This window comes from Streptomyces sp. NBC_00582, assembly GCF_036345155.1.
Taxonomy (GTDB): Bacteria; Actinomycetota; Actinomycetes; order Streptomycetales; family Streptomycetaceae; genus Streptomyces.
Genome location: NZ_CP107772.1, coordinates 2,547,702 through 2,565,979, shown reverse-complemented (window position 1 = coordinate 2,565,979; position 18,278 = coordinate 2,547,702). Strand labels below are relative to the sequence as shown.

The following is an 18,278-nucleotide window of genomic DNA, read 5'->3' as shown; positions in this document are numbered from 1 at the left end:
GCGACGTCACCGCAGTCCCGCCGCGACGTGCGAAGCCGCAGATCCTCTCGCTGTGCCGGCCGATGGTGACTGCTACCAAGGCGGGGGCCACAGCCGGGTGTAGCTCCCCGGCGTGGTGACAGCACGGGGAGAACAAGATGGCCGTTGACCGCGCGGAGCCGCGGCGCAGCCCAGGCGGTACCCGAGTTCGTCCCTGTGCAGCCCGGAGCGGGGGATCTTCGGAGGCGCGCGATGAGTAATTCCCGGCCACCGCGGAGCGTGGTACCAAGCCGCGATTGGGTTACGCGATTGTCCAGGCGGACGGCGCCCAACTCCAGGAGGATGGCGGCCAGGTCAACGACTCACAAGCGAGGTGTGGGGTAATAACGACCCGGTACGCCGGATGGCGGTTTCTTTCGCGGCCTTCACGGCGCCGCAGTCATCGAGTCAGGCAGCCGTGCTTCATGGCGGCCATCGCCGGGCGGTGCTGATGCCCTCCAGGAGGTCGAGGATCGTGCTGTAGGCCGTGGTTGCCCTTGCATGGGTCCGCTCGGTCAGGCGCGATGTCCGACCCGGGCCAGCAAGATGCGTTTCGGAGCATGCATCTGCACGGCCGTCTGGCGACGGACCGGAGCCGGAGTAGGCGCGGGTCACTGGGGGAGACAACGTCCTGACTGCGCCCGTCGTCTCGCCCCGTCGGAAAACCGCGGGCGCAGTCAGTGAACGCGCGGGATCATGAAGCATGCGCCCGGATGACTGGCACCTCACCGCTGACGTCGGCGGCTTCCTAGCCCGCGCAAGAGACTTTCTGCACTCGCGCCCCGCCCTGCACACCATCCCCCTGACGGTGACCGAGGCGCTGCGTACGCGCGGACCGCATACATACGGCGCCGAAGACCCCGTCTTCGGCATCCTGGAGAGGGCGGGCGAGATCCGCGCAACGTACTTCCGTACTCCGCCCCACCGTCTGAACGTTACCCCCCTCGCCCCCGACGAATCCGACGCCCTCGCCGCCCATCTGGCTGCCCTCGGCCTCGCCGTCCCCGGTGTCAGCGCGGACCGCGACACCGCCGCCGCCTTCGCCGATGCCTGGCAACGGCACACAGGCGCGACGCCCACGCTCCACGAGCGTCAGCGGCTGTACAGTCTCGGCACGCTCACCCCGCCAGGGCCGCGTCCGGAGGGTCGGGGCCGGGTCGCTGGCGAGGAGGACCGCGAGCAACTCATGCGATGGCACGGAGAGTTTGTCGCAGCCCTCGGAGCAGTGCCCTCCACGGATGCCGGCTCCTGGGCCGACACGCGCATAGCCAATGGACGCATCACGTTCTGGGAGACCCCAGACGGCACCCCCGTCTCCATGGCAGGCGTGACCCCGATGGTCGCTGGCCAGATCAGGGTGGCCCCCGTCTACACCCCGGCCGACCTGCGCGGTCGCGGCTACGCGGGCGCCGCGACGGTCGAGGTCAGCCGGGCGGCGGTGGCGGCGGGCGCGGCGGAGGTGCTGCTGTTCGCGGACCTGGCCAACCCGACCAGCAACGGCCTGTACCAGCGGATTGGCTACCGCCCCGTGACGGACTTCGCGGTGTACGACTTCTCGGCACATCCGGCGGATCACGGACGGCCGAGAGTCTGGGCCATCAGCTGACTCAGCCAATGCGGCCCGCGGGTCTTCGGCTGGGGTGGTCTGTCAAGGGCTGGCCCAGTGCTAGCTTGGCCGCCGGTCATCGTCGAGGGCCTGCAGTCGGAGCGGTCGGTGGTACCGCAGGCGGGGGCGTGGCGGTGATTCGGCTGGTGCGCTGGGCGGTCTGGGGAGGGCTGCTGCGCCGGGTGCCGGTTCCGTGGGCGAGTTCTTCTGCGAGGTGGGCGAGAAGGCTGGCAGGGGTGTAGGCCGAGGCGTGTATGGCCCAGGCCGGGTGGTTGATGCTGGGGCCAGCCCAGATGGTCCAGGTGGAGAGGGTGGAGCGGGGGGTCTGGGCAGCGAAGGCGTCGAATTGCACTCCCGCGTCGTCCTGGGCCGTCTGCCAGCGTAGCCAGCGTCCATCCACGGTATGCGTCCAGCCTGCGTCGGTGAGCGGGCGGGTGGCCTCGGTGACAGTCTTCTCGATGACCGGGCTTCCGACGGCTGTCTCCCACGCGTCACTGGCGGCGATGACAGTCAGCAGGGTGTTCAGGATGGGGGCAGGGGTGGCGGCGGCGACGGTCATGTGCCACATGCGGTCGCTGACGGGTGATTCGTACGCGGCGAAGGTCCATTTCGTGTCACGGGCTTCGGCGTCGTGGTCGAGAAGGGCGCGCAGGGTGAGCGATTCGTGGTTGGCGATGGTGGTGTTGTCGTCCCAGGTCCGGTACTTCTCCCAGTCGGCGTTCTCGTTGAGGAAGTCGTGCAGCAGGGTCTCGTGGTCGCCGGCATCGGCGGCGTAGGCGGGCACGATCTCCGGTTCCTGTGCGGGTGGTTGGGGTTCTGTGGCGGGTGTGTCGAGCGAGATGCGGGCTTCGGCGGCGGCGCGCTCGGTGTCGGTCGTGGGCGCGGGGCCGGGCCGCATGGTGTCGCCATGGAGGCGTTCGAAGGCTAGAAGGGCCTGGGCGGGTGAGTCGAAGGTATCGGCGATCTGCCGCAGGTGGTTCTCGCCGTGGAGGTAGACGCTCTTGCCCGTGTCTCGGTAGGTGCCGACGGCGACGGTGGTGCCGTTGTCGTCGGCGTGGGCGTGGATGATGAGCCGGCCGTGGCGGATGTCGTCGTGGATCTTCTGGGCTTCGTTCGACACCTCCCGGATCTCCGCCCGGGTACACCAGGGCATCGGGTAGTTGGCCCAGGTCCACTCTTCCTCCATGGCTTCGCGGAGTCGGGGGGTGATCTCGGTGGTGAAGCCGTCTGCGGTCAGGGCCTGTGCGGCCTTCCCGGCCCAGTAGGGCTCTTCGTGGTCGATGCGGGCTAGGACCAGGGTGTCGTCGTCGAGAGCCTCGAAGCCGTGGGCGGTCAGCGCAGCGCGGGCTGGCTCTCGTTGGGGGCCGGTGAACGTGGCGGTCACGGCGCTGGTGTGCCTGGGGTGGGTGTCGAGGCGGACATGCGCGTCTGCTGCGGGGGTCGTCACGAAGGGAGCGCTCGCTTCTGCCGGTGGCCGGACCGTTGGAGGCCCTGCCACCGGCGGGTTCGGGGTCAGCGGGAGATACGGGCGGGTGGCGCCGTGGTCCGTGGCGGGCCAGCCCGGGGCGGTGCCGTGGCCCTGGTGCGCGCGGGCGTGGTCGTGGGTGCGGGTGAGGTGGCGTGGTGCCAGCGGGCGCGTACGGCGGACAGTTCGGCGAGCGCGCGGCGGCTGCCGAGGATGAGCTGGTACGGGGTGGTCGCCGGGTCATCGGTGAACGCCTCGATACGGCGGCCCACTCGATGCGCGGTGGTCAGGACGGAGCGCTGGAGGATCCGCTCGCCCCAGTACTCAGCGGAACCGGCCGGTGCGCTGAGAAGGTCGAGCAGCTCGGCCGGCTGGGCCCCGGATACGAGGAGGCCACGCTGCTGGGCCTCACACAGGACGGTGACCGGGTCGACGAGGGCGCGACGCCGGGCCAGAGCGGTCAGGCACTGCCACAGCCCGGCGTGCAGGGGGTGGGTGAAGTCGTTGGTGCTCAGCCACCGCATCTGCTCGACGTCAGCCGGGTGCGCCGTCGCGGTCGCGAGCAGCAGCCGCTCCTCATCGACTGCCTCCTCGGCGTCGCCGAGGGCAGCCGTCGGCGCGGGTGCGGGGGTACGGGGCAGGGAGCCGGAGTGCGACGGGAACCTGGCGGCGATGTCGTCCACGGCACGGGCCAGGGCGTCGGCTGCGGCGAGGGTGTCGGGCACCGGGTGCGGGAGCGTGACGTCCGTCGCGGTCAGCGCGAGGCGCTCGGCGTGGGCGCGCAGGGTACGGCGGGCATGCTCGGTCTCGACCATCCGCGCGTATGCGGACGCATGCCGGGGCCACGGGCAGACCTGGATGAGCGTGTGCAGGTAGGAGGCGGTAAGCCCGCGGGCATGCTCGCGGGCGGCGGTGAGCACCGCGTCCAGCCAGCTGGTGTCTTGCGCATGCTGGACCGGATCGGGGGCCGACAGGGCACGGATCGCGGCGAAGAGGGCGCCGTGCGCGTAGTTGGAGAACGAGTCGGGCTCGACCCCGGCGATGTCGATGAGGCGGTGGGGTTCGAGGAGGAGGGCGCCGAGGAGGGCCTGCTCGGCGTAGTACAGGGGCTGCGGCGTATGCGTGGCGGGCAGGTCGTCGAGGTCGTCTTCGGGTTCGTCGGGGGCGGGGGTGCGGGGCATCAGGCGGCCAGGGTGAAGTCGTCGGGGTTGAGGGGCACGCGCAGGTGCGGGGCGAGGAGGTGTCCGGCGAGAAGCGGGGGTACAGCGTTGCCGATCTGGGAGAACTGCTGGCCCTTGTTGCCCTGCCACGGGTAGTCGGCGGGGAAGGTCTGGAGGACGCCGGCCTCGCGGGCGGTGATCCGGATCGGCTCCGGCGCGGTTTCCGTCTCGTTCTCCGACGGGGTGCCGACGGGTTCGGCGATCCAGGTGCACTCGTTCGCGCGGTGCCCGAAGAACAGCGTCCCGGCCGGCTCCTCGATTGATCTGACGGTGGCGTTGGCCTGGTTGTTGCTGCGCAGCGACCAGGACCAGCGGTGCGCCTCCGCCGTAAAGGTCGGAGCGGGGGCATCGGCCAGCCGGTTGTCCCGGACTCCGTGCCGGGCGGCCCAGCCTGCTCCTTCCCGGCGGGACTGCACGACGATCCCGTCGGCGCGGGGTGCCCAGGTCCCCCGGTCGCGTGCGTCGGAGAGGGTCTTGCGTGAGCCGGAGGGGAAGGGCTCGGGGCCGCCTCCTGGTCCACCGCCGGCACACACCGTGGGGACGGGACGGTCGGTGGCGCCCCAGCCGAGAGCCTCAGCCATGGACACCCAGCGGGCGCGGCCGGGCCCGAACAGCGACTCGGGCTCGGCAACCTGGGCGTGGGTGGGCGCGGGCGGTTCGGCCGTACGGACGCGGGAGGCGAGCAGGATGGCGCGCTTTCGCGTCTGGGGTACGCCGTAGTCGGCGGCGTTGAGGATGCCGGTCCACACGGAGAATCCCCAGCGGCGGAGGATGGCCGCGTACTGGCGCCACAGCGGCAGCACGTCGGGGACCTCCTCCATGGCGACCCACTCCGGTTCGCCCACCGTGTTCAGGGCGTAGAGGTAGCGCATGGGCTCGGCGGCCAGCAGACTGCGCTCGTCCCGGCAGGCAGCGAGCAGCTTGGCGCGGGTGTCGCGGCCGGCGGCGAGGTCCGCGACGGCCTGGTGCACCAGTGGCTGGTCCACCAGGCCGAGGCGTTTGCCGGCCATCGACCACGCCTGACACGGCGGGCTCGCGATGAGCCCGGTGGTCCGTTCGAGGAAAGGCCAGACGGGATACATGGCCACGTCCGCGCGAATCGTCAGCTGTCCTGCTGCCGCGCGGGTTTTGCAGGCCCACTCGTCCCATTCCAGCCCGATGTCCCGGACGCCGAGGACGTTCAGGGCGTGGCTCCATCCACCCGGTCCCGCAAACAGGTCCAGGGTGATCAAGAGGCCAGTCCGAAGTCGTCCTGGACCGGCTCGACTTCACCGCGGCAGGCCCACGGGGAACAGCCGTCGATGACGCCCTGCTCCAGCTCCTCAAGGTCCGGTCCGGTGTCGGTGAGTTCCTGCTGCATCGCCGCCCATTCGGCGGCGGTGACGTGGTCGATCGGGGCTTCGCCGAGTGGGACGCGGGAGCGGTGGAGAAACGCCTCGCCGAGCAGCCTGTTGCCGGTGGCGTTGGCGCGGGCGTTCCCCTTGCGGATGGCCGCGTCGAACTCCACCACGTCCTGCCATTCCTCAGGGGAGTTGTCGCGGATATGCCGCCATTGGGCGTTTCCGTGGAACGGGCACCCGAGGCAGCTCGACTTCGGCGTATCGGCCAGTCCGAGAGAGGTCAGGTAGCGGACGCAGTCGGATCGCGACCAGCCCATGTCGATGAGCGGATGCCGGTTGCGCATGTACTTCACATCGGCGTCCTTGGCCCGATGGAATTCATCGGTGGAAATGCCCACCCACTGCTCGACGAACACGCCCTTGGGAATGCGCGCCGGATAGGGGTAGCCGAGGAGTTCCCGGACCTTCTTCTTGATCGGCTTTATTTTGTATTCCCCGGTACACTGGCGCCGGGTCATACCGGGTCTGCCATCCTTGTTGAGGACGTAGAGCGGCATGGACGCGAAGCGGTGTTCCGGGTCCAGGGCGTCCTTACGGATGTTTCCCGAGGAGACGCGCAGGACGGGGATACCTGCAGGTTCGGCTATCTCACGTTCCAGGCGGTCCAGGTGCGCATAGACGGCCCCGGGCTCCCAGCCCGTGTCGGCGAAAATCGCGTAGTCGACCTTCGGGAGAATGCCTTCGGCTGACAGGGCGAGCATAGCGCTGGACTGAATCCCGGCGCCTAGTGAAATCGCTCGGAAAGCGGGAAGTTCGGAAATGACAGGTCCTTCGGGAGGTGAGAATCAGAGTCCGGCCCGGCGGCGAGGTGCGCGATGCGGGCGCTGATGAGTGCCGGGTGGCGGATGGGCAGGGCGTGCGTGGTGCGCGGGAGGATCTCCAGGCGGGCGCCGGTGAGGCGGTCGGCCAGCTGCGCGGTGTGAGCGGCGGGGATGTGCTGGTCGTCCGCGCCGGCCATCAGCAGCAGCCGACCGCCGAGCTGCTCCAGCACGGGCAGGTGGCGCGCTTCGTAGCGGCGCAGGGACTGCCAGAGCGCTGCGAGATCGGCGGTGGGGGTGTGGCGTACGCCGTGGCGGCACGGCGGAGGCCCGTCAGGCGCGGTGCTGGGGCGGGGTGTGAGGGTGTAGCGGTGGGTGTCGGGCAGCAGGCGTCGCGCCCAGTCCACGGCCTGGGGCGCGTGGGTGCAGGTCAGGGCGAACAGGCTGCGTCCGGCGGCCAGTAGCAGGGCGCGCGGGCTGCGGCCGGGCAGCACGCTCGCGCCGTGGGCGGTGGCCGACAGCAGCGCCATGCCCCGGATCCGGGGCCGGTACTGGGGGTGCAGGGCGGCGAGTTCCTGGAGGATGAGGGCGCCGAGGGAGTGGCCGGCGAGCACCAGTGGTCCGGTGGGGGCGAGGGCGCGCAGGATGTGGTGCAGGTCGTCGGCGAGCTGCTCGATGGTCAGCGGTGCTTGGCCGCGCGGGGTGTTGCCGTGCGCGCGCTGGTCGTAGCGCAGCACGTTGAAGCCCAGGCCGGTCAGGTGCCGGGTGTGAAGGCGCCACAGGTCCGCGGTGACCGACGCGCCGTGCACCAGCACGATCGTCGCGCCGTCGGACCGCGGGCGGGCTGGGGTGTCGCGGTAGACGGACAGCGCAGTGCCATCAGCGGCGGAGACCGACAACACCTCCGTGGCAGAACGCGAATTGAGCACAGAGGGACTCCGGAGAGGGGGGATCAGTAGAGGGGCAGCCGGGCACCATCCACGCGGTGCCGGCGAGGGAAGTCGTCCGGCCGGCATGGGGGTTGGCCACGTGAAGCGGGCGGGACGGAGAAGCGGGCTTCGCGGGCCCGGGCGCTCAGCGGCGCCGGGTACTCGGTGCGCTGCCGTGCTGAGCTGTGGGGTGTGCGGTGAAGTGCCGCGGCGGGGCGGGTGGCCAGAGTTGGGTTGCCGAGGCCGGGAAGGTGGCCTCGGCGAGGTGGTTGAGGACGGCCAGTCCCTTGTCGGTTAGGGCCAGGCGCTGGCCGATAAGGGACGCGGGGTGGGCGGTGTGGTCGCGGTAGGCCAGGCCCTTGCGTTCCAGGGCGTGCCACGTGGTGATCGCGATGTGCGACGAGGTCTGGGTGTCCACGTACTGCGAGCCGTTGTTCCGCTGCCGGACCCGGCTGGGTGTCCGGGCGAGGACCCGCAGGGCGGCGCGCTGCTGCCAGCTCAGTCGGCGCACAATGGCGGACAACTCGGAGGCGGGAAACGGTGGTTCGCCGGGACCGCAGGGCTGGGTGCTCCCGCACTCCGCCGAACGAGACGGCAGGCTGGGTGGGGTGGTGCCGGTCATCGCGTGCGTCCCGCAGCCTGCTTCGTCGGAGGAGGTGGCACAGCCGTCGCCCGAGCGGCGGCCGTGGCGGGTTTGTGGTGGGCGAGGGCTCGGTGGCCTTCGGCGGTGACGTCGAGGCGCTGGCCTTGGTGCAGGGATGTCGTGGTGTCCGCGGCGACGAGTTCTCGCTTGATCAGGGAGTTGAGGGTGGCGACGTTCACGGTGGCCCGTGCCTTGTCGATGGCCTTGAGCACGCCGTATCGGCTGATCACATAACGGGTGCCGCCGCCTGCGGACAGCCGGCCGAGGACGGCGTACTGGCTGTCCGTGATCTTCGGCGGCGGGGTCGCCTGGCTATGGTCCTGTTCGGCGTGCTGCTTCAGGTCCCGGGTGATGCCGCTGGCGAGGTAGTAGCAGCCGGTGTGGGCCAGGTCGAGCTGGTGGGCGGCGTTAGCGAAGTGCTCCGCCATGGCCGGGACCGCCTCCGCGTGCCGGGCCTGGCGCACGGCAGCTTCATCGGCCGGGGGGCCAGGGAATCCGGCGCCCTCCAGCGGATTGGTTTCCAGCGCGCAGGCCAGGTCGGAGGCGGCGAGACTGGCGGCCAAGACGACGGAGGCCAGCGCCTCCAGAGACGGGCGGCTGCCGGGGACAGCGGTGTACTGGCTGCCGTCAAGGGCGCCGAGGCGTTCCATGGCCCGCTGGACCAGCCCGTGGGTGGCCACGATCTTCGACGTGAGCTGCTGCCGGGCGGCGGTGCCGGGTGTGAGGGTGAGCGAGCGGATTTCGCTGTGCAGGTCCTCGAAGTCGCTGCCGAGCTGCCGCAGGCGGGCGATCTCGGCGTTCAGATCGATCTGTTGCATGGTGCTGTTCCGGAGGAAGAGGGGAAGTGGTGGTCAGCGGCGGCGCCGTTGGGCCTGGTCCGGGGAGGGTGGCGCGGGCGGGGGCGCGGACGGAGGGCGAGAGGGCGCGGGCGGGATGTCCTGGAGGGTCGGGATCCCGAGGTCGACGCGCACGCGGAGGCCGTAGGAGTGGAGGTGGGTCTCGGCACGGACGACGGCATTCATGGCGTCGGCTTCGCTCAGCCCGGCAGGCAGCGTGTACTCCTGCGACGCCTTGGTAGGGGTGAAGCCGTTCTGGGCGAGGACATCGCCGGCGCTGTCCGTGAGGGCGGTGGCGGTGACGGTGCCGTCGTGGAAGCGGATGGTCGCCCCGGGCTCGGCACCGCTGGCGTTGGGGTGGCGCGTGGTCCAGGCGAGGTCGACGAGGTCCAGGGTGTGGGCCATGAGCCCGTAGGCCGCGACACCGGCGCGTTCGTGCGCGTCCTCGCCGGTCTGGGGTGGCAGGAGGTAGAGCGTGCGGCCTTGGTGCTCGCGGGCGGTGAATCCCGCCCCGGTCAGCATGCGGTGGGCCTTGCGGATAGGGCGGTTGACGATGACGAAGGTCCATCCGTCGTCGGTCGAGCCGATGAAGACGTCGTGGTGGTCGGTGATGGCCATGGCAGTCCGGGTGGTCGGGTCAGCGGCGGGGCGGGCGCGGGTTGGTGTGCGCCGCTGTGGTGGGCGGTGGTGGAGGGGAGCCTTTGGATCCGGGTGCGGGGTTGAGACCGGTCAGTGAGGCGCGGGCCTCGTCCAGGGCCTGGTGGGCGTGGCTCAGGTGCGCGTGCAGGTCCCTGTGGCGGTCGATCGCGTCGAGTTGCCGGTCAAGGGAGGCTCCGGCGCCGGGCTTGGCGCATGCGGCGAGCGGGGTGAGGGCCAGGGTGTAGTGGGCCACGGCACGGCCGACATGTCCTGCAGTCTGGCTGAGGGTTTCGGCCGGATGCCGGGCGGAGGAGGTCTGCTGGTCCTCGTTGAGGTGGTGGTGGGCGTCTCCGGCGAGTCGGATGGCGAGGTGGCCGAGCAGCTCGATGTGGCGCAGGGCGGTGAAGAACCCACCGGGGCCGCTGGCGATGCGGTGTTCGCGGGTGTCGGCGATGACCGCGTCGAGTGCATCGTGCGCAGTCAGATCGTCGAGATCGCTGGGTTCATACGGGGCGATGAGCCGTCTCCTGACGGAAGTTGAGGAGGAGCAGGGCGCTCAGGACCGGTTAACCGTTCCTAGGCCGCAGGCCCGAAGTCACTCTGTTTCGGCGCTGCCTTGGCTACGGCGCGGGCGGTGATGGCCTTCGATGCCCGGGCGGATGCGGCGGCCAGCTCGTCGGCGCCGGGCTCCAGGTACCAGGGGCGCAGGTCGAGCATGGCGGCGCGCATGCCGGTGGCGAAGCACAGGGCGGTGCCCTTGGGCAGGGCGCGGATCGCGTCGGCGGGCAGGATCCGCTCCTGCCGCATCGACACGGAGGTCGACGTGCCGGACTCGGAGCGGGAGGTGGAGGTGGTCTCCACGTCGTGGTCGCCGATCAGCCGGGAGAGTTTGTCGGCGAAGTCCGGGTCGTCGATGCCGGAGCCGATGACCTTGACGGTGGAGGCGGACCACATGGCGTCCATGCCCGCGTCGCCCCAGACTTTCTGGCCCTGGCGGTAGGACTGCAGGATGGTGATCGGAATGATGCCCCGGCTGCCAAGGTGGGAGTAGAGGTCCGGCAGGTCGCTGATCTTGCAGACGTTGGCGGCCTCGTCGAGGATCGCGAGCATCGGCGGGTCGAGCCGTCCGCCGGCGCGTTCAGCCTGCGCGGTCGCCGCCCGCATCACGGAGTCCGCGCACGCGGCGATCAGCGCTGACGCTCCTCCTCCGCCGTCCTTCGACAGCAGGTAGAGCGTGTCGGTGGAGGTGACGAACTCCGACGGCCTGAATTCGGGGACGTCCTTCTGCGGGGTGACCCAGGCGGCGATCTCGCTGTTGAGCAGGGCGGCGGCGTACTGGCGGGCTGTCTCATAGATGCCGTCCCTGGTCTCCGGCGGGCCCTCCACGGTGCCCTTGAGCTGCGCGGCGACGGCGGTGAAGCGGTGGTCCCGGAGGATGTCCAGCGGCGTGCGGTCGGCGGGGAAGGCCAGCCACTGCATGACGTCCGTGATCGGGCGGTCGTCGAGGGCTGCGGCGAGGAAGAGCTGCGACAGGATGTTGCTGCCGGCCTTGGACCAGAAGTCGCCCTGTTGGGAGGCGTCCACCGAAGCGGCGAGGAAGTGCCCGGCCAGTCTGCCCGCGCCGTCGAGGGTCTTGGCGTCGGCGAGGGGGTTCCACCACATCTCGCGCCCCGCGTGCGCGATCTGCTGTGGGTCCATGGCCCACACCTGCCCTACGCTCGCGCGCGCGTCGTAGGTGGCGGTGAACGCGTCGCCTGCGGCCTTGTTCGAGGTCAGGAGCACCGGGCCGGGGGCGTTGAGGATGGAGGGGATGGCGAGGCTGGTGGTCTTGCCAGAGCGGGGTGCCATGATCGCGACCGCGACATCCTCATAACCCATGCGAACCTCGTGACGAGTGCCTTGGAGGTTGCCCAGGAGGATGCCCGTGTCGTTCGCGGCGATGTGCTTGGCGGTCCTGAGACTCGGCCGCAGCGAGCGGGCCTTGGCGGTGATCGCCTTGGCCATCAGCGGTTCGATGTCCTTCGGCTTCGCCATCCCGGTGATCTTCTTCTTTCGGCCGCCTCCGCGGTTCTTGTGGCGGGACCACAGCACGGCGGCCACGGCACCGAGCGCGAGGAGGGCTGTGAACGGGACGATGCGGGCGCCGATCAGCAGGGACGTTTCTCCCGACTGTGGCCAGAGCTGGTCGGGGTGGAGGAGGGCGTTGATGGGCTGGTACGGGGCCCAGGCGTCGGAGCCGGTGAGCCAGGCGGTGAGGTTGCCGCACAGCCAGGAGAGGTTGGACAGGGGGACGGCGACGGCGAGCGCGCCGAGGAGGACCTTGAAGGCGAGGTCGTAGCCGTCGGTGGAGGAGTTGTGGGCAGGGGAGGGCAAGGGCAGGGCTTTTCCGGGTGGTGGGGGAGCTGCTCGTCAGCGGGTGTGACCGGGGCTGGCCGGAGGGCGTCGCGGTGCCGGGGCGGACAGAGGTGGTGCGGTGTGCCGGGCGGCAAGTGCGCGGACGCGGTCCTCCAGGGCCAAGGCGACCTGAGCGGCGGGCAGTTCACGCTGAGTGCGGGTGATGAGCTTGGTGCCGTATGCGGGGAGACTCAGCGCCTTGCCCTGGCGTACGAGCGGGCTGGTGTCGGCGAGCGCGTGGGTGAACGCGGTGATCAGGTGTCCTGGGGTGTGCTCGCCGAAGCGGGCCTGCCACACGGGGGGCTGGGTGTCGTCGAGGTTGGTGCCCACCCACCAGGTGCCCGTCGTCTCATGTATGTCGACGCGTACGGTGCCGTCGGGGGAGGCGAACCGATGGTGGTTGTAGGCCGGTGACCAGCCCCGCGCGCAGGAGTGGCTCCAGTGGGTCGCGGGCGTTCGACGGGTCGGCGGTGGGATCGGTGAGAGCGTCGGTGAAGGCGGCGATGATCTCGACCGGTGTGCGGGCACCGAAGCTCGCGTACCAGGCGGGCCGGTCGGGCTCGGGTGCGTGGGTCAGTGTCCACCACTGGCCGTCGGGGTCGGGCTCGAGCCGCAGGAGTGCCTTCTGGTCGGGGCTGGAGAGGATCACGCGCGGCATAAGGGGGTCGTGGCCGTAGCTCCAGCCGCAGGCGCGGTGCAGAGGGACGGTGACCCAGGCGGGATCGCCGCCGCCGGCTAGGTGGCGGGGGGCGACGAACTCGACATCCACGGTCTCGGGCACGGTCACCTCCGCACCGTGCTTGCGAGGCTGGTCGAGGGAGCTGCGGTGGTGGTCGGCCGCGGGGCCAGGGGTGAGGGTGCGTGCCGGGCGGCGGCGTTGATCTCGACGATGGCCTGGCCATGGGTGGCCCAGTCGTCGAGATGGCTCCAGCATTCGGCGTGGTGCTCGGCGAGGGCGTCGTCGAACGCCCGGGTGCCCGGGCGGGCATCGGCGGGGAGGTTGTGGAGGGTCTCCCGCCACTTCTCGTGCAGGGCGTCGAGCCGGTCGAGCGCGTCGTGCAGGACACCCAGCTGCCACACCCAGCGGCTCTGTACCGCGTCGGCCGGCAGTTGGGTCAGTTGGGTCTGGGCGGTGGCCAGCAGATGGTGCGCGCCGATGCGGACGTTCTCGAATGCTTCGGCGGTGGCGGCGTCGCGGACGCTGGCGCGCCGGCCGTAGGCGTCCTCGTCGTAGGGCCAGCCGTCGAGGTCGGTGTGTTCGTCGGAGTAGGTGTTCCAGGAGTCGAGGATGGTCTTGCTGTCGCGCAGGAAGCGGTCGAGACGGCGCAGCAGCTTCCGGTGGGCAGCGGGAGTGAAGGAAACGGCGTGGTCCTAGCGGTGTCAGGGGAGGAGGAGAGGTGGTCCGCCCGGGGCTAGCGCCGCAGGGGCGTGGCCGTGCTCGGCGGCGCCGGTGCCTTGGCGGTGGTCGGCCGCTGGCGGCGGGCGGCGCGTGCCTGCGTGCGCAGGGCATCGAGCCGGGCGGTGTGGGCGGCGACCACCTGCCGTGGGGTGAGCGGGCTCTGCTCCTGCACGACGCTGTAGTGGGCGGTGCGGTTGAACATGCCGCGTTGGAGTGGGCTGGTGTCGGCGAGCGCCGCGATGAAGGCGGTGACCAGGCGGGCGGGCGTGCGGCTGTTGAAGTAGGCGTGCCAGATCCGCGGCCCCGGATAGTCGCCGTATCCGCGCTCGCGGGTCTCGATGTGCCATGACGGGGCGTCGTGGCCGTCGAGGTGCCGTAGCTCGATGTGGCACATGGCGTCGGGAGAGTGTGCCTGGCCCGGGGTGTCGAGCAGCCAGCCGGCGCAGGACAGCACGTGCCAGGGATCCGGCTGTTCACCCGGTGGCGGAGCGACGAGGGCGTCTGTGACGGCGGACAGGACCTCGGCGGGCACGAGTTCGCCGAACTCGGCGTACCAGTGGGGCTCGGTGTCGGTGTGTTCGGCCCGCAGCCGCCACCAGGCGGAGGTGTCGGACTGCGGGTCGAACTGCAGGCTGAAGCGCTGGTCGGGGCTGGTGATCACGATCTCGGGGCTGAGGGGGTCCGAGGTGCGCCTCCATCCGACCGCGGCGAGGCCGTGGGTGACATGGCGGCCGTCTCCGGGACCGGCCAGGTGGCGCGGACTGGTGTCGTACGGGACTGTCCAGGCATGGGTGTCGGCGAAGGCGGCAAGCTGCCGCTCGCTCACCGGCACGAGCAGCCCTCCGGCTCGGGTGTGGTACGCAGGAGGGTCCGCAGCTCGTCGAGGATGTAGTGCAGGGTGTGCTGGTCGGTCTGCTCCCATGCGGCGGTGCGCAGCTCCGCGATGAGGGTGTGCAGGTCGGGGGTGCGCGGGGTTTCCGGGTGGTCGAGTACGGCACGGGCGAAGGCGCGCAGGGTGTCGCCGAGTTGGATGGGAAGGCCGGCGTATTCGTCGAGTAGCGGCTCCATGAGGGCGACTGCCGTGCGCAGGTCGGGGTTTGTGCGCAGATATTCCGTGAGCTGCGACAGGGTCTCGGCGGCGTCGCGGATGTCGTCGGGGGTGGGGGTGACGTCGTCCGGGAAGTGGTCGGGCATGAAGGGGCCTCGGGTCGAGTGGGGAGGCGGGCCCGGGTGGCAGGCCGCGGGTGCGGGGCGCCTCGGGCCCTGTCGGGCTGGGTGAGGGTGGTGCGGTGGCGACGGTGTGTAGTCAGCGGCGGCGTGCGCTGCCCGCTGTGGAGTAGGGGCCCGGGCCGGGGGTGCGTCGGGGCCGGGCGGTAGCCCACGAGTTGCGCGCCCACGTCGCGGCGCGGGCGGCGGTGATCCGGGCCTGCTGCCAGGCTCCGAGTTCGGAGGGCAGTACGGACACGGAGGTAGTGCGGATCCGATCGGAGGGCGGGACGTGCCCGCGCGGACGCATCACCGGCCCTGGGTCGGCCAGAGCGGTAGCGAACGCCTGGATGAGATGCATCGGGGTGGTCGGCGTGAACGTCGCGTCCCAGCTCCGGCCGTGCTCGGAGCCGGCCCCGGCGAACCAGTGGGCCTGCCCGGCCCCGTCGGAGTAGAACTGCACGAACGCATCGCCGTCCGGGCTCGTCGCGGTGAACTGCCCATCGCGTTCGGTCCTCCAGCCCTGCTGCTGAAGCGGTGCCCAGACGGTGGGCGCGTGCGCGGAGCGGGGCTGGGTGAGCGCGTCGGTAAAACCGGCGACGATCTCCACAGGTACTTGTCGTCCGAAGGTCGCATGCCACGCGTGCTGTTGCGCGGTCGGCTTGCCGGAGATCGTCCAGCCGCCGGGCTGGGTGAACGGGTCGTAGCCGACACGGACCGTACGGTCGGGGCTGTCGAAGACGATACGGCCCCCGGTGGTGGACTTGTCCTTCCAGCCTGAGGCGCGCAGGAACTCCGTGACGTGCCGCAGGTCGCCGCCGCCGGCGAGATGGCGGGGTTGGATGAGGTAGTGCTGCTCGGGCTGCTGCCCTGGCCCCCAGCCGGTCCACTGCTTCTTCATCGGCGCCGCCTGACGACGAGCGCCGAAGCGACCGGTGTCGGTGTTGCCGACAGGGGCGGGGCGGCTGGGTTGGCGATGGCATCGAGCTGTTCGACGTGCTCGTCGAGGTCTTGGCCGATGCTGTGGAGTTCGTTGGCGGCGCGGCCCACCGCCAGCCAGACCTCGGGCGGGAGGATGCCGCGCTTGGAGTGGTGCTTGGCGAACTGGGAGCCGGTCGCCATCAAAGCGGTGAACCGGCCCAGGACACCGACGTCCTGGTCGAGGACGGTGGCAAGGATGTGGGCGGCCTCGCGCGGCGGCACGATCGCGAGATGTTCGGACAGCCGGCCGATCTGGTCGGCGATCTCCTGGGCGTATCTCACGGGGTGAACAGAGGGGTCGGTCACGGGCCTCCTGGTCGGGATGCGGGGGCGTGGGAGTTAGCTGCGGTGGCCGAGGCGGCGGGATCCGTCCAGGGCGGCTTCGGGCCGGCCGGTGGCCAGCGGGTTGGCCCGTTGGCCCCATCACGAGGGCTCGCGACGAGGGCACGCAGGTATCGGCGGAAGAGGAAGACAGCCAGGCGAGGCGGACGTTCAGCTGTGATCGGCGGTGGCGTTTGGCGAGGTGCGAGAGGTACGGAAAGCTCCTGAGACGAGGGTGATGAGCGGAATGGGGGCGGTCAGCGGGTGCGGGATGCGCGACGGGAGGAGGGCGGCGGTGCGGTGGGTGATGCGGCGGCGAGGCGGTGGCCACGGGCTTCGGTGATCCGTGCTTCGAGCTGTGCTTGCTCGTCGTCGTATCCGTGGGGGGTCTGGGTGACGCGGGTGTAGGGCCCGCACCCGTAGAGCGGTGTTCCGATGGCCATCCGCAGCAGCGGGTCGTTGGATGCGAGGCTGCGGGTGAACGCGGCGACGACGCCGGGCGGGGTGTGGGTGCTGAACGCGGCCGTCCACCAGGTTTGTCTGTCGACCGTGCAGGCGGCGTGCCAGGGGCGCGGCGCACGGCTGGGTGTGGGTTCTGCGGTGAAGCGGACCAGGCCGTCCGGTGACACGGTGGTGGATGGGGGAGCGGCGGCGGCCGTGGTCCAGCCTGCCGCGTGCAACGGGCCGAGGACATCAGGGTCGTAGCGGGAAGCCGGTCGCAGCATGGTGTCGACGAGCTCGGTGATGTACTCGACGGGGATGTGCGCGCCGAGGAGCGCTGCCCAGTCCTGGTCGTGAGAGGTGGCGGCGCGCAGGCTCCAGGTCCAGGCCGCCCGGCGGCTGAGGGCGACGTGCAGGCGGCCGTCGGGGCTGGCCAGGGCGGTGTGCTGGTCGATCGTGGACACGTCCCGCCAGCCGTGGCCGCGCAGCAGCCACTCGGTCAGGTGTTCCCAGTCGCCGCCGCCGGTGAGATAACCGGGCGCCGCCAGGACATAGGGGACGGTGGGGTGGGGCATGGGGCTCCTGCAGGACGGACCAAGGACTTGGGCGACGTCAGCCGGCGCGGCGGACGCTGCGGGCCCGGGAGGACGCCCCGGCTGAGGGTGCGGGTGTGGTCGGTGCGGTGCGCTGGGCGCGGATTTCGGCGGCGGCGCTGCGGTAGGCGGCTGCGTCGAAGAGATAGTCGGGGATGTGGACGACGTATCCGGCCATGAGAAGCGAAGGAACGGCGCGGGAGCCGAGCTGCTTCTTTTCGTCCTCGCTGAGGTGGGCGGGGACCTCGTGCCAGACGTAGGTCGGGCCCGAAGCGCCCGCGGGCTGGACGGTGTTTCGTTCGAAGCCGAGGTTGTCGAGCAGCGCGAGGAGCTGCTCGGGTGCGCCGGTGGGGGTGTCGGCGTGGACGGTGTCGGTCAGAGGTTTGCGGTAGAGCTCGACGTCGGTGCCTTCGTCGTCGGCGCGGTTTCCCAAGGGATGGATCTCCTGCTGCAGTGTTGAAGCTCCTCGAAAGTCCCGCCCAGCTCTTCAGCGGGTGCGGTATGGGGCCGGCGCGACGGGTGGCTGGGCCGGTGTGGTGTCCAGCGCGGGCCGGCCGGGACGGCGGGGCAGCAGCACTGCTCCGACTCCCAGCTCGGACAGGCGGTGGCCCACCGCGCGTACGGACGCGGCCACCTGGGACGTATCGCCGTCGGACAGTACGAACAGGTGCCGGGGCGCATCGAAGGCGAAGCCGTGGTCGGTCAGGATCTGGGCGATGTCGTCCCGGCCGGGCTTGGAAGTCACGATGTCCTTGCCGGACCAGGTCATCACCACACGCTGCTCCCCATGGGTCCGGGATGCGGGCAGGCGGGAAGCGTTGTTCCGGACCTGGGCGAGGGCTTGGTCGTAGCGGGGCAGCAGACGGAGGGTGACGTGCTTGGCGGCACGGAAGGGGTTCGCGTCGACGGCGATGCCGTCGGGCTCGCGGATCCCTCGGAACGCCTCTGCGGGCAGGTCTGCCGGGGCCATGGCGGCGATGAGGAAGCCGTCTTCGTGGCCCGTGCGGTCCATGACGAACAGCCGCGTGCCGTCATCTCGGCTGAGAACCGCGCAGTGGTCGACGGGGTGTTCGGCCAGGGCGTCGGCGACCTGATCCATGTCCCAGACATCGGCGGTCAGCTCGTCGGCGGAGGTGCTGGCATGTTCCGGGTGGTACTGGCTGCTCCACTGGCCGGGCAGTTCGCCGGCGAGTACGGCGGCGAAGGAGGCGAGGGAGTCGTCGGGGGCGGGCAAGAGTCTCCTCGGGGCAAGAGGGATGGCTCATCTCCGGCGACCGGTGGCGGCCGGCGCGGCGGGGAGAACACTGGGGCTGGTGGGGATGCGGAGTGGCGGGCAGGCGCGGTCGACTGAGGCTTCCGTCTCGCTCAGGCCGGTCTTGGGCGTGCACCCCCTCCGGGCGGACCGGAGGGTGCGTGCCGGTCGGCCACT

Annotated in this window: 22 protein-coding genes; 2 read left to right on the top strand and 20 right to left on the bottom strand. The window is 70.9% G+C overall.

What is annotated here, in order from left to right:
- Positions 1-721 precede the first annotated feature (721 nt).
- Positions 722-1,624 carry a GNAT family N-acetyltransferase gene (locus OG852_RS11155; RefSeq protein WP_330347829.1) on the top strand — a complete coding sequence of 301 codons (903 nt, stop codon included), beginning with the start codon at positions 722-724 and terminating at the stop codon, positions 1,622-1,624.
- Between the two features lie 76 nt (positions 1,625-1,700).
- Here OG852_RS11155 and OG852_RS11150 read toward each other — a convergent pair whose 3' ends face one another.
- The 9 genes from OG852_RS11150 to OG852_RS11110 all read right to left on the bottom strand — a co-directional run bounded on the left by OG852_RS11150 (position 1,701) and on the right by OG852_RS11110 (position 9,767).
- Entirely contained in the window at positions 1,701-3,071 is a 1,371-nt protein-coding gene (locus tag OG852_RS11150; protein WP_330347828.1) for a DUF317 domain-containing protein, read from the bottom strand.
- 65 nt (positions 3,072-3,136) lie between these two features.
- Positions 3,137-4,270 carry a DnaB-like helicase N-terminal domain-containing protein gene (locus tag OG852_RS11145; RefSeq protein ID WP_330347827.1) on the bottom strand — a complete coding sequence of 378 codons (1,134 nt, stop codon included), beginning with the start codon at positions 4,268-4,270 and terminating at the stop codon, positions 3,137-3,139.
- Positions 4,270-5,538 (bottom strand): DNA cytosine methyltransferase, encoded by a 1,269-nt coding sequence (locus OG852_RS11140; protein WP_330351429.1) that lies wholly within the window; start codon positions 5,536-5,538, stop codon positions 4,270-4,272. The genes OG852_RS11145 and OG852_RS11140 overlap by 1 nt, the downstream gene beginning before the upstream one ends.
- Positions 5,538-6,410: a hypothetical protein gene (locus tag OG852_RS11135; protein WP_330347826.1), complete on the bottom strand. Its 873-nt coding sequence runs from the start codon at positions 6,408-6,410 to the stop codon at positions 5,538-5,540. The genes OG852_RS11140 and OG852_RS11135 overlap by 1 nt, the downstream gene beginning before the upstream one ends.
- 23 nt (positions 6,411-6,433) lie before the next feature.
- Positions 6,434-7,369, bottom strand: coding sequence for an alpha/beta fold hydrolase (locus OG852_RS11130; protein WP_330347825.1), 936 nt, complete (start codon positions 7,367-7,369; stop codon positions 6,434-6,436).
- 172 nt (positions 7,370-7,541) lie between these two features.
- Entirely contained in the window at positions 7,542-7,919 is a 378-nt protein-coding gene (locus OG852_RS11125; protein ID WP_330347824.1) for a hypothetical protein, read from the bottom strand.
- A gap of 95 nt (positions 7,920-8,014) precedes the next feature.
- On the bottom strand, positions 8,015-8,857 hold the full coding sequence (locus tag OG852_RS11120; protein WP_330347823.1) for a hypothetical protein: 843 nt from the start codon (positions 8,855-8,857) through the stop codon (positions 8,015-8,017).
- A gap of 33 nt (positions 8,858-8,890) precedes the next feature.
- Entirely contained in the window at positions 8,891-9,493 is a 603-nt protein-coding gene (locus tag OG852_RS11115) for a hypothetical protein (protein WP_330347822.1), read from the bottom strand.
- Positions 9,494-9,512: 19 nt separating this feature from the next.
- On the bottom strand, positions 9,513-9,767 hold the full coding sequence (locus OG852_RS11110; protein ID WP_330347821.1) for a hypothetical protein: 255 nt from the start codon (positions 9,765-9,767) through the stop codon (positions 9,513-9,515).
- Here OG852_RS11110 and OG852_RS11105 point away from each other — a divergent pair.
- A complete protein-coding gene (locus tag OG852_RS11105; protein WP_330347820.1) occupies positions 9,759-10,055 on the top strand; it encodes a hypothetical protein in 297 nt (98 codons plus the stop codon). The two genes, OG852_RS11110 and OG852_RS11105, sit on opposite strands and share 9 nt — an antisense overlap.
- Before the next feature lie 35 nt (positions 10,056-10,090).
- Here the strand turns inward: OG852_RS11105 and OG852_RS11100 are convergent, their stop codons facing one another.
- The 11 genes from OG852_RS11100 to OG852_RS11050 all read right to left on the bottom strand — a co-directional run bounded on the left by OG852_RS11100 (position 10,091) and on the right by OG852_RS11050 (position 18,083).
- On the bottom strand, positions 10,091-11,887 hold the full coding sequence (locus OG852_RS11100) for a type IV secretory system conjugative DNA transfer family protein (RefSeq protein ID WP_330347819.1): 1,797 nt from the start codon (positions 11,885-11,887) through the stop codon (positions 10,091-10,093).
- Positions 11,888-11,923: 36 nt separating this feature from the next.
- Positions 11,924-12,238, bottom strand: a complete 315-nt coding sequence (locus OG852_RS11095; protein ID WP_330347818.1) for a DUF317 domain-containing protein — start codon at positions 12,236-12,238, stop codon at positions 11,924-11,926.
- A gap of 19 nt (positions 12,239-12,257) precedes the next feature.
- Positions 12,258-12,695 (bottom strand): DUF317 domain-containing protein, encoded by a 438-nt coding sequence (locus OG852_RS11090; protein WP_330347817.1) that lies wholly within the window; start codon positions 12,693-12,695, stop codon positions 12,258-12,260.
- Positions 12,692-12,988, bottom strand: a complete 297-nt coding sequence (locus OG852_RS11085; protein WP_330347816.1) for a hypothetical protein — start codon at positions 12,986-12,988, stop codon at positions 12,692-12,694. The genes OG852_RS11090 and OG852_RS11085 overlap by 4 nt, the downstream gene beginning before the upstream one ends.
- A 332-nt stretch (positions 12,989-13,320) precedes the next feature.
- Positions 13,321-14,139 carry a DUF317 domain-containing protein gene (locus tag OG852_RS11080; RefSeq protein WP_330347815.1) on the bottom strand — a complete coding sequence of 273 codons (819 nt, stop codon included), beginning with the start codon at positions 14,137-14,139 and terminating at the stop codon, positions 13,321-13,323.
- On the bottom strand, positions 14,130-14,501 hold the full coding sequence (locus OG852_RS11075) for a hypothetical protein (RefSeq protein WP_330347814.1): 372 nt from the start codon (positions 14,499-14,501) through the stop codon (positions 14,130-14,132). The genes OG852_RS11080 and OG852_RS11075 overlap by 10 nt, the downstream gene beginning before the upstream one ends.
- 112 nt (positions 14,502-14,613) lie before the next feature.
- Positions 14,614-15,414 (bottom strand): DUF317 domain-containing protein, encoded by an 801-nt coding sequence (locus tag OG852_RS11070; protein WP_330347813.1) that lies wholly within the window; start codon positions 15,412-15,414, stop codon positions 14,614-14,616.
- Positions 15,411-15,776: a hypothetical protein gene (locus OG852_RS11065; protein ID WP_330347812.1), complete on the bottom strand. Its 366-nt coding sequence runs from the start codon at positions 15,774-15,776 to the stop codon at positions 15,411-15,413. The genes OG852_RS11070 and OG852_RS11065 overlap by 4 nt, the downstream gene beginning before the upstream one ends.
- 296 nt (positions 15,777-16,072) lie before the next feature.
- Positions 16,073-16,831 (bottom strand): DUF317 domain-containing protein, encoded by a 759-nt coding sequence (locus tag OG852_RS11060; protein ID WP_330347811.1) that lies wholly within the window; start codon positions 16,829-16,831, stop codon positions 16,073-16,075.
- A 37-nt stretch (positions 16,832-16,868) separates the two neighbouring features.
- A complete protein-coding gene (locus tag OG852_RS11055; protein WP_330347810.1) occupies positions 16,869-17,282 on the bottom strand; it encodes a hypothetical protein in 414 nt (137 codons plus the stop codon).
- 54 nt (positions 17,283-17,336) lie between these two features.
- Positions 17,337-18,083 carry a hypothetical protein gene (locus OG852_RS11050; protein WP_330347809.1) on the bottom strand — a complete coding sequence of 249 codons (747 nt, stop codon included), beginning with the start codon at positions 18,081-18,083 and terminating at the stop codon, positions 17,337-17,339.
- Between the last annotated feature and the right edge of the window lie 195 nt (positions 18,084-18,278).

Coding starts and splice junctions, on each gene's coding strand:
- OG852_RS11075 (WP_330347814.1), bottom strand. CDS start 14,501: ATGCCCGACCACTTCCCGGACGACGTCACCCCCACCCCCGACGACATC.
- OG852_RS11060 (WP_330347811.1), bottom strand. CDS start 16,831: ATGCCCCACCCCACCGTCCCCTATGTCCTGGCGGCGCCCGGTTATCTC.
- OG852_RS11120 (WP_330347823.1), bottom strand. CDS start 8,857: ATGCAACAGATCGATCTGAACGCCGAGATCGCCCGCCTGCGGCAGCTC.
- OG852_RS11115 (WP_330347822.1), bottom strand. CDS start 9,493: ATGGCCATCACCGACCACCACGACGTCTTCATCGGCTCGACCGACGAC.
- OG852_RS11155 (WP_330347829.1), top strand. CDS start 722: ATGCGCCCGGATGACTGGCACCTCACCGCTGACGTCGGCGGCTTCCTA.
- OG852_RS11070 (WP_330347813.1), bottom strand. CDS start 15,414: ATGAAGAAGCAGTGGACCGGCTGGGGGCCAGGGCAGCAGCCCGAGCAG.
- OG852_RS11135 (WP_330347826.1), bottom strand. CDS start 6,410: ATGCTCGCCCTGTCAGCCGAAGGCATTCTCCCGAAGGTCGACTACGCG.
- OG852_RS11145 (WP_330347827.1), bottom strand. CDS start 4,270: ATGCCCCGCACCCCCGCCCCCGACGAACCCGAAGACGACCTCGACGAC.